General features: G+C 34.1%; 9 protein-coding genes. 6 read left to right on the forward strand and 3 right to left on the reverse strand.

The features are described from left to right. The first annotated feature begins 291 nt into the window (after positions 1-291). The 6 genes from HGC4_RS02855 (at position 292) to HGC4_RS02880 (ending at position 7392) form a co-directional block, all read left to right on the forward strand. The gene (locus HGC4_RS02855) at positions 292-1839 is read left to right on the forward strand and encodes a peptide MFS transporter (RefSeq protein WP_082204046.1); all 1548 of its coding nucleotides are present in this window, start codon (positions 292-294) and stop codon (positions 1837-1839) included. 36 nt (positions 1840-1875) lie between these two features. Then, entirely contained in the window at positions 1876-3282 is a 1407-nt protein-coding gene (locus HGC4_RS02860) for a peptide MFS transporter (RefSeq protein ID WP_050708611.1), read from the forward strand. 247 nt (positions 3283-3529) lie between these two features. Then, a complete protein-coding gene (locus HGC4_RS02865; RefSeq protein ID WP_050708612.1) occupies positions 3530-3970 on the forward strand; it encodes a YbaN family protein in 441 nt (146 codons plus the stop codon). Positions 3971-4091: 121 nt separating this feature from the next. Then, positions 4092-4394 (forward strand): DUF3467 domain-containing protein, encoded by a 303-nt coding sequence (locus HGC4_RS02870; protein WP_050708613.1) that lies wholly within the window; start codon positions 4092-4094, stop codon positions 4392-4394. Between the two features lie 251 nt (positions 4395-4645). Next, positions 4646-6193, forward strand: a complete 1548-nt coding sequence (locus HGC4_RS02875; RefSeq protein ID WP_050708614.1) for a cytochrome ubiquinol oxidase subunit I — start codon at positions 4646-4648, stop codon at positions 6191-6193. Between the two features lie 35 nt (positions 6194-6228). After that, positions 6229-7392, forward strand: a complete 1164-nt coding sequence (locus tag HGC4_RS02880) for a cytochrome d ubiquinol oxidase subunit II (RefSeq protein WP_050708615.1) — start codon at positions 6229-6231, stop codon at positions 7390-7392. An 82-nt stretch (positions 7393-7474) separates the two neighbouring features. Here HGC4_RS02880 and HGC4_RS02885 read toward each other — a convergent pair whose 3' ends face one another. Genes HGC4_RS02885 through HGC4_RS02895 form a run of 3 tightly spaced genes read right to left on the reverse strand, consistent with a single transcriptional unit; the run spans position 7475 to position 10432 of the window. Continuing rightward, on the reverse strand, positions 7475-8449 hold the full coding sequence (locus HGC4_RS02885) for an ankyrin repeat domain-containing protein (RefSeq protein ID WP_050708616.1): 975 nt from the start codon (positions 8447-8449) through the stop codon (positions 7475-7477). Between the two features lie 25 nt (positions 8450-8474). Beyond that, positions 8475-9911 (reverse strand): ankyrin repeat domain-containing protein, encoded by a 1437-nt coding sequence (locus tag HGC4_RS02890; RefSeq protein WP_050708617.1) that lies wholly within the window; start codon positions 9909-9911, stop codon positions 8475-8477. 5 nt (positions 9912-9916) lie between these two features. After that, positions 9917-10432 (reverse strand): hypothetical protein, encoded by a 516-nt coding sequence (locus HGC4_RS02895; protein WP_050708618.1) that lies wholly within the window; start codon positions 10430-10432, stop codon positions 9917-9919. Positions 10433-10645 lie beyond the last annotated feature (213 nt).

The following is a 10645-nucleotide window of genomic DNA, read 5'->3' on the forward strand; positions in this document are numbered from 1 at the left end:
CTTTATACTAGTATTCAACTAGTGCTTGTAGTATTGACTTCCTTTATTATCAAACAAAAATGATGCCATAAAGTTTATTTGTCCGATAACTGCTTTTATTTTGATTTTTTTAAGTAATTCTTCATATTTTGAATACTATATGTTTATAATAAATTAAAAGAATGAATCATAAATACAAAGTATTAGCTTCCTGACTATAAATCGTTAAATAGTATAATACCCGTCAAAATGAGACTGAATACAATTATTTTTTTTACTTTTGTCATATAAATAAGCATTTATTATTAGATAATGAAATCATCTGAACCAGAGCTCGGTCGGTCTGAGCTATCAAACAACTCTAATCCCGATGGAAAATCGGCAGCATTAACCTTAGAGCAAATTCAAAATTTTGAGGGTAAGTATCCTAAACAACTATGGTATTTATTTACTGTGGAGATGTGGGAGCGTTTCTGTTTCTATGGAATGCGTGGTATTCTTACCATTTTCATGGTCGATCAATTGGCACTTCATGCTAAGGAAGCCAATCTTAAATACGGAGCAATACAGGCATTTGTATATGCTTTTACTTTTTTAGGAGGTATTTTTGCTGATAAGATATTGGGTTTTAAGAAATCGTTGACATTTGGAGCAATAATGATGATCGTAGGTAATCTATTAATAGCAATAGCACCTCACGATCTTTTTTATATAGGTATTACACTTTCTGTGGTAGGTACAGGGTTCTTTAAACCGAATATATCTTCGATGGTTGGTTACTTATATAAAGACGGCGATGTTAGGAAAGAAGCCGGATTCAGTATGTTCTATTCTGGTATAAATGTAGGTGCATTTTTTGGAGGAGCAATTTGTGTTTGGTTAGGAAAAGGATATTCATGGAGTTATGCTTTTTTGGCGGCGGGAGCTGTAATGGTTCTGGGATTGATCACATTTACGCTAACTAAAAAGCATCTTGGTCCTATTGGAGATAGTCCATTACTGGATTTAGCTCCTGGGAAAAGAAAACTAAGAGAGTTATATGTTTATATTATAGCATTGCTAACTATTCCGTTGATTTATATAATGATTCAGGATACTCAGTATACAGATCTTTTTATGTATATAATAGGTCCTGCAGCTTTATTTTATTTCTTCTATCAACTGTTTAAAACAACAACAAAGGAAGCTCGAAAGAAGCTTATAGCAGCATTGATATTAATTCTTTTATCTATTGTGTTTTTTGCATTTTTCGAACAAGCAGGAGGTTCTTTAGCTCTTTTTGCAAACGAAAATTTACGGACTTCGCTAGCGTTTTTTCATATTGATCCCAATATTGTAAATAATGGGGCAAATGCACTCTTCGTTATTCTATTTAGTCCTTTATTAGGTTTATTGTGGGTTTGGTTGAATAAGAAAAAGATTGAGCCAAATACAGTAGTTAAATTTGGAATAAGCTTTTTACTTTTAGGAGGGTCATTCTTTATTTTATATGGTACACGTCTGTTTGCTGATGAAAGCGGGCAAACATCTCTGAATATATTTGCAAGTGCATATTTTGTTATGACATTAGCCGAATTGTGTTTGTCTCCAATTGGTTTATCTATGATAACGAGCTTATCGCCTAAACATCTATCAGGAATGATGATGGGGTTATGGTTCTTAGCTAGTGCTTATGGACAATATTTGGCAGGTATTATAGGTGCAGGCATTTCTAATCCGAATGAGAATGCTTCACTAATGGAAAAACTACTTTCTTATACCGGAGGATATCAACAATTAGCAATTTATGCTGTCATTGTAGGTATTATTGTTTTGATTGTTTCTCCGATTATCAGGAAGTTAATGCAAGAAGTGAAATAAAAGAACATATTATAAATTAAGAGAATTTTTTAAGTTATGACTGAAACTAAGTTACCTTCTAATGCTACCGTATTTGGGCATCCTGTAGGATTATATCTCTTGTTTTTCACAGAACTATGGGAGCGTTTTTCTTATTATGGAATGCGTGGTATATTAATGCTATATCTTACAAAAACTGCCATAGAGGGAGGTATCGGATTCGATGAATCTTTTGCCGGACTGATTTATGGGGGCTTTACAGGGCTAGTCTATTTTACGCCTTTGATAGGAGGGTGGCTTGCCGATAAATATCTAGGACAAAGAAAGGCTATTACTATCGGTGGTTTTACTATGTTTCTTGGTCAGTTAGTTCTATTTTTGCTCCACAGTAAATTTGGACTTTTCTCGGGATTACTTTTATTAATTATAGGTAATGGTTTCTTTAAACCCAATATATCTACATTAGTAGGAGGTTTGTATAAACCTGGTGATGCAAAGCGTGACTCTGCATTTTCTATTTTCTATATGGGTATTAATATCGGTGCCTTTTTTGCACCACTTGTAGTTGGTCTGCTGGCTAATGATTGGTTTGCTGTAAAAGACTTGGCAACAGGTAAGATTATAAGCCATGGTTATAGCTACGGATTCTTAGCTGCTGCTATTGGTATGCTTATAGGTCAACTTTTGTTCAATACATTATCTAAAAGGTATCTAGGAGATCTGGGTTTAAAACCTGTGGGTGATGTGCAAGAAAAAGAAGCGATAAATGAGTTGGAGCAGGTTGTTGAGCATAAAGCAGCTCCTCTTACTCCTCAAGATAAACAAAGAACTATTGCCATATTTATTTATTTCTTTTTCGCCATATTTTTCTTTGCAGGCTTTGAGCAGGCAGGTTCTTCATTTACATTGTATACAGAAAAATTCTTGGATAGAAATGTGGGTGGTTTTATGATACCTACTGAGTGGTTTCAATCTATAAATCCTCTATTTATAGTATTATTAACTCCTGTGTTTGCTATGTTTTGGCCATCGAAAAGCGGTCAGAAGATAACTACTCCCGTGAAAATGGGTTCGGGGCTGATGCTTCTAGGTATAGGTTTCTTATTTATGGTAGGAGCTACACATCAACGAGGAGGCGATATTGCTGATACTGCTGTAAAAGCTAGCATGTGGTGGATTGTCTTTACATACTTATTGCATACTATTGGTGAGTTGTGTTTATCACCAGTTGGTTTATCGACTGTGACAAAATTAGCACCTCCAAAATTAGCATCTCTTTTAATGGGTGTATGGTTGCTGTCTTCATTCTTCGGAAACTTGATGGGAGGATGGATTTCGTCTATAACCAGCTCTTTGGGTGCAGGCTCTGTTTATCAGGTATTAGCAATAGGTGCTATTGTTTGTGGTGCAGGATTGATTTGTCTGAATAAAATACTTCTGCGAATGATGCATGGAGTAAGATAATATAACAATGTTTTTTATAAAAACCTCTTTAGAAGTATATCTGAAGAGGTTTTTTTGGTCATAAAAGATTTAACATGTTCTGATGCCTATTGCAGAGAAGAATTGATATTTTTGTAGTTAATGTCGATATTATAAATAATCTGCAGCTTATTAATTTTCAGTTTAATAGATTACTTCAATAAATGCAAGAGGCAAAAGTAATTATGATTCTAAATTATAAGGTCAATAAAAATACAGTTAATCAGCAATGAAAAAGTATACATTTATTACTCTAGGTACTATAAGCTTAATTCTAGGCTTACTAGGGTTGTTTACTCCGGGCTTGCCTACAACTCCATTCATATTGTTAACGGGAGCTTTGTATGCCAAAAGTTCCCCTCAATTATATAAACGCTTGGAAGAAAATAAACTTACAGGTAAGTATCTCAAACGGATGGAAACAGGTTTGAGTTGGAAAGTAAGGCTTCTCTCTATTTGTTTTATGTGGTGTATGGTCTGTGTAACAGCTTTTTTAGTGTTCGACGCAGATAGTAAAATGCGATATGTAATGCTTGGATTGGGTGTTGTAGGTACAGTTGCTCAACTGATTGCTTTACGAAAAAGAAAATCAAAGATAGAATTGCAAGAGATACAACAAGTTATAGAAACTCCAGAAGATATAGATTCTATTGATGCGTCATATAAATAACTTATAATTATATGTGGTAAAATGCCTCTAAAAATTTTGCCGTTATGTTAGTTTTAATTTTCTTTGTGTAAGGTATGTTAACAAGACTATAACATAATACAAAAATTCACTACAACAAAAAATGAAAGAAATGAATCAAGAAAATCAAATACAAATTGAATTGACCGAAGATGTAGCACAAGGTACATATGCTAACTTGGCTATAATAACACATTCTTCATCTGAATTTGTTCTTGATTTTATTAGAATAGTTCCCGGTGTTCCAAAAGCAAAAGTGAAGTCTAGAGTAATCTTAGCACCAGAACATGCAAAAAGACTTATGTTAGCATTGAATGATAATATCAATCAATATGAAAGGCTTCATGGAGCAATTGACATTGAAAATCCGGTAGGAGATTTTACTCCCGTCGGAGGTGATGCTTAATAATAAGAGAGTCCTTAGATCTGATTATATACATCGCTTCGTATGATTATTGATGTATCAAAGAGATAAAAAGTTCTGTAGCTCTGGTTAATAAATTTGCTTATAGCTTATATTGCCAGAGCCTCAGTTTTTCATGTAAAATTAGTATGTTTTGTAATAGATATTTAACAGCTGATTATATGCATGGATAATTGATTCTAAGGGGAATAAAAGAATAATAAAAAATATGAATAACTAAATATGTCTATCTTATGGAATTATTAAACGCATCATTAGTTGATTGGTCTAGAGGTCAGTTTGCTCTGACTGCTATGTATCATTGGTTGTTTGTTCCATTGACATTAGGACTTGGTGTAATAATGGCTATTATGGAAACAGCCTATGTACGTACAGGTAATGAGCAATGGAAGAAAACAGCAAAATTTTGGATGAATATTTTCGGAGTAAACTTTGCAATTGGTGTTGCAACAGGTCTGATTATGGAATTTCAATTTGGAACAAACTGGTCTAATTACAGTTGGTTTGTTGGTGATATTTTTGGTGCCCCCCTAGCAATAGAAGGTATGTTGGCTTTCTTTATGGAAGCTACATTTATTTCTATTATGTTTTTTGGTTGGACAAGGGTTAGTAAGAAAATGCACTTGGCTTCTACTTGGTTGGTTGTACTAGGTGCAACTTTATCTGCTCTTTGGATTCTTGTGGCTAATGCATGGATGCAATACCCCATAGGAATGGAGTTTAATCCTGATACAGTAAGGAATGAAATGAACGATTTTTGGGCTGTGGCACTATCGCCTGTTGCTATTAATAAATTCTTTCATACTGTAGTTTCGTCATGGATTTTGGGTGCTGCGTTTGTTGCAGGTGTTGCAGCTTGGTACATGCTTAAGAATAGAGAGCCTGAGTTTTCGAGACAAAGTATGAAGGTTGCTTCAATCTTTGGTTTAGTAGCAGTTTTATTGACTGCTATGACTGGTGACGGATCTGCTCATCAGGTGGCTCAAAAACAACCTATGAAATTGGCTGCAATGGAAGGTCTTTATGAAGGTCAGAACGGAGCAGGACTTATTGCTGTTGGATTACTTAATCCTGAAAAGAAATCATACAAGGATGATGTAGATCCTTATATCTTTAAAGTAGAAATTCCTAACGCTTTGGCTCTATTAGGATATAGAGATATGGATGCTTTTGTACCAGGTATAAAAGATATTATTGAAGGAGGTTACACAACTACTACTGGTGAGGTGGCGTTATCTTTTGAAGAAAAACAAGAGCGAGGAAAACAAGCCATACAAGCATTAGCTGATTACAGGACAGCTAAGAAAGAAAATAACGAAACAGCTGCAGAAGAGTATAAAGCTAAATTGAAAGAAAATTATCCATATTTTGGTTATGGTTATTTAGATACTCCAGAGCAATTAGTACCTAATATTCCGATGGTGTTTTGGGCATTCCACATCATGGTATATATTGGAGGATTCTTTGTTGTATTTTTTGCTGTACTTTGGTTCTTTAGTTATAAAAAGAAACTTGAAAATACCAAATGGTTATTATGGCTTTCAATATTATCAGTGCCATTAGCGTATATATGTACTCAAGCAGGATGGATAGTTGCTGAAGTTGGTCGTCAACCTTGGACTATACAAGATGTATTGCCAGTGCAAGCTGCCATATCGGCATTGAGTGTAAACTCGGTAATTACTACCTTTATAGTATTCGCAGTGTTGTTTACAGCGCTATTGATTGCTGAAATTCGTATCATGTTGAATCAAATTAAAAAGGGACCAAAGGCTGATTAAGCTGAGATTCTATTTAATTTATAAAATATAACACTATGATTGATTATTCATTTTTACAACATTACTGGTGGTTTATCATAAGCTTACTGGCGGGACTTTTAGCATTCTTATTATTTGTTCAAGGTGGACAATCGATGCTTTTTTCCTTATCTAAGACAGATCAACACCGTTTCCTATTAGTTAATGCGTTAGGGCGTAAATGGGAATATACTTTTACAACATTGGTAACATTTGGAGGTGCATTTTTCGCATCATTCCCTCTGTTCTATTCAACAAGCTTTGGTGGGGCATATTGGGTTTGGATGTTGATATTGCTTTGTTTTGTAATTCAAGCAGTGTCTTACGAGTATCAATCGAAACCGGGGAATACTTGGGGAAGAACTACTTATCAGTCATTCCTTTTTATTAATGGTTTGTTTGGAACTTTCTTGTTAGGTGTGGCAATTGCTACATTCTTTACAGGTTCGGACTTCCTTGTGAATAAAGGTAATATAACAATTATGGGAGGCGAAACTGCTACGGGATTGGTAATCAGTCAATGGCAAAATCCTTTTCATGGTCTTGAGGCTCTACTTAATTTTAGAAACTGGACTTTAGGACTTGCTGTATTCTTCTTGGCAAGAACTTTAGCTTGTTTATTCTTTATTAATAGACTGGCAGATCAGGATTTGGTGGCTCGTTCTCGCAAATTCTTATTATACAATGCTCTTCCTTTTGTCGTGTTCTTTTTAGCTTTTGTTATCTGGACATTCTTATCGAAAGGTTTTGCAGTAGACCCTGCTACTCAAATTGTAAGTTTAGTAGATTACAAGTATTTCTTTAATCTAATAGAAATGCCTGTTATAGCTATATTCTTTTTGCTGGGTGTAGTATTGGTGCTGTTTGGTATTATCCGTTCATTAATTTCTAGCACATATGCTAGTGGTATATGGTTTAGTGGTTTGGGTACTGTAGTTACTGTATGTACTCTATTGCTACTTGCTGGATATAACAATACTGCTTATTATCCATCAACTGCCGATTTACAAAGTTCTCTTACCATTCAGAATTCATCATCAAGTGAATTTACTTTGGTAGCGATGTCATACGCTTCTATATTAGTTCCTTTTGTATTAGCTTATATTATATATGCATGGGGTTCTCTTGAGAAAAAGAAATTTAAAGGTGAAGATTTAAAAGAAGACGGTCACGTTTATTAAGTAATCATCATTTATTGATAACTAAAAAAGGAGAACATTTAATGTTCTCCTTTTTTAGTTATACTATGAAGTTGTTGTAAATTTAATTTTCAGCTCCTGCCATTAATAATTGTTCTACAATTTCAGTAAATCCGCGTTCGCTAGCATATGCCATAGCACTTTTAGCATCATTATCAACTGCATTTACATCTACATTATTCTCTATCAACAAAGCAGTAAAATCATTATTGCCACATTTTGCTGCAATAATCAATGGTGTTTCACTATAAGAGTTTTTAGCATTAATATCAGCTTTGGCATCAAGGAGTATTTTTCCTATAAATTTATTTCCTATTTCAGCTGCATAGTGTAATGCTGCATTACCATTTAATAAATTTAGGTTTGCATCTGCTCCATTTTTTATAAGTAGTTCAACAATATTAATGTTCGAATTATTTGTTGCCAGAACAAGCGAACTTACTCCTGCATCATTTAGCTCATTTACATTAGAATTATCAGCTCTGAGTAACGCTAATAGTGCCTCACTTTGATTGTTGTAAACTGCTTGATGCAAAGGTGTATTTCCATTTGCGTCTTTCTGTGCTACATTTCCTCCTGATAGAGCTTCGATTATATCTCTTAGTCCATTTGCTGTTGCATAGTCTAAAGCGCTAAAACCTTCGTTGTCTTTGAGATTTACATCGGCATTTAAAGAAATTAGATATAAGCCAGTCTCCGTCTTACTATTTTTTACGGCATAAATGAGTGGTGTTTGCCCGTCTTTATTGGTTGCATTTATATCTGCTCCTTGTTCAACTAGCATTTTAATTATGTCCTTATTACCATTCTTAGCAACACAGTGCAACGGAGTTTCGCTTATATTGTTTGCTAAAGATACATCAGCTCCTTCGTCAATAAGCATTTTTGCTATGTCTTTGGCTCCTTTTAAACAGACATAATATAAAGGTGTATTACCTATAGGGTCTCTCTTATCGAGGTTTATAGTTCCTTTTTTTAAGAATGCTTGAATAATTCCTTTCTGTGCATTTTTACATGCATTTAAAAACATGGTGTCCATATAATGTGTTGTATTTAATATATACTTACATATTGTTTAGTAGAAGTTTTACTACCGCTTCATTCGCTGCTTTTACAGCTATATCCAGAGCTGTTTCGCCATTGTTATTGGTGTTCTCAATTGTGCTTTTGTCAGCATCCAGTATTAATTCTGCTATTTTTTTTGCTGACATTTTATTCGAATTTCCAGCGGCATACATTAAAGCAGTATAACTGTTCTTATCTAGAAGAGTTGTATCCGCTTCATTATCCAATAGTAGTTCGGCAATATTATGTTTAGGTTCATCACCTTTCTCTGCAAAAGTCATAAGTGGAGTTTTTCCTGTTAGAGTTGGCAGATTAATATTACTACCTGCATCTATCAATGACTCAGCCAATTTATTGTTTATACCGTCCATATAACCAAGTGAGCAAACAAAATTTAAAGCTGTATTCCCATTATTATCAATAGTTACATTTGTATCCAAATCATTATCTATGAGAACTTGGAGTATTTTTGTTATTGTTTTCACATCTTGTCCTCCCACTACACCAACATTCAGATTTCGGATAGCAGAATTAAGTAAATAATACACTGCGGTGTGTCCGTTCTCTCCAGATACATAATTTACGTCAGCCCCACCTTTAGTCAATAGCTCTATGATATCTAATGATGGATATTCACATGCAGACATCAATGGAGTTCTATAGTCTTCTGAAACTTCGTTAATATCTGTCCCCGATTTTAGCAGACATTCTATTGCTTCTATGTCCTTTTTGAGAACGGCTTCTTTGATAGTCATTCCCCCTGTTTGTAAGTCACCTTCATTACCAGATAAAAGTGCTGCTATCTCTTTTACATCGCTTCGTTGAGCATAAGTAAGTGGGGTAGTATCAAAAATATCTTTGTCCTCAGGATCAACTCCTGATTTTAATAATGCTTCTATGGTTTTATATGCGGCTTCGGGAACTCCTGCATTTTTCTTTTTGTGATATAGTTGGCTACATATAAGATGTAAGAGGTTTTTGCCCTCTTCGCCTGTCGCATCCATCTTTACCGATTTATCAGCTAATGCTTCAATAAAAGGGTACATTAGTTTAGTTCCTGCTATATAATATGCAATCTCTCCAGCTTCATTTTTTTTCTTTGGATTAACTTTAAGGTCTATAAGCCTTTTGACTGTCTTGCGAATATCGTCCTCTCTTTTTCCGAAATTCTTTATGTCGTTAGTAAGGGGGCTTTTTGACAGATCGTGCAGTGGTGTATTTTCTTTTTCATCGGCACGTACTTTTAAGCCTCCTTCACTCAAAAATTCGATAGCTTCGTAATCGGCAAAGGTTGCAGCTATATGATATAAACTTTTGCCATCTTCATCTGTAACATCCAGTGCAGGCAAATTTTTGTATAGAATTAATACATCTCTTTTTTCGCCTTCTCTTGCAAATAAATTTTGTCTGTAGGCATCAATTATTTCTTTAAACATTCTCGTTAGTTTTTATGTGATTTTGATTCTGCTAATAATATAGCATTATTTACATTCTTATATCCTTTATTTCTAATTGCATTGCCTACTTCGAATACTCTATCCCATTGTTGAAGATGGAGATAGCAATCTACCTTTATACGAAGTATAGAGTCTTTTACAATTTCAGGAAAATAAGAGAAGTACTCATCAGTAATACCTGATTGATAGCATTCTGATTGATTTTGCTTTGATAGTATAGTTTTACAATCCTTATCAACAGGTAATAATGCTTGATTTCTGGGAGTTATCGTTAACAAGCTCAATACTTCATCTAAAGTATATATTGTTTGTTGATAGATTTCCCCGTAATAATAACATAGAGCAAGATTAAAAAGGCTGCATACCTCTTTTTTTGTCTGTGTTATTGTTATTAATAATTGATAAGCTTCGGTATATTTTCCGAGTGCAATTAAACGAACTATAAAGTCCTGATTTACTATTATAGTTTTATGATTAAAACTATCTTTCCCTAATAACATGTAGTGTGTCTTTGGCAGTAGCTAAAGTCTTTTATATCCATTATCATCTGAATAAATTCTTATCTTATGACAATAAGTTAGGACTTGCTACTTTATTTTACTCAAATATAGGGAATAGATTTTTTCTAAGCCTTTAATGGATTTGTAGATTTTATTAATTTTTCATAAAAAGGGGATAAGTGGCTTTTATACGATTTCGTTTCTATTAATAAT

The organism is Dysgonomonas sp. HGC4 (assembly GCF_001261715.1).
Classification (GTDB): domain Bacteria; phylum Bacteroidota; class Bacteroidia; order Bacteroidales; family Dysgonomonadaceae; genus Dysgonomonas_A.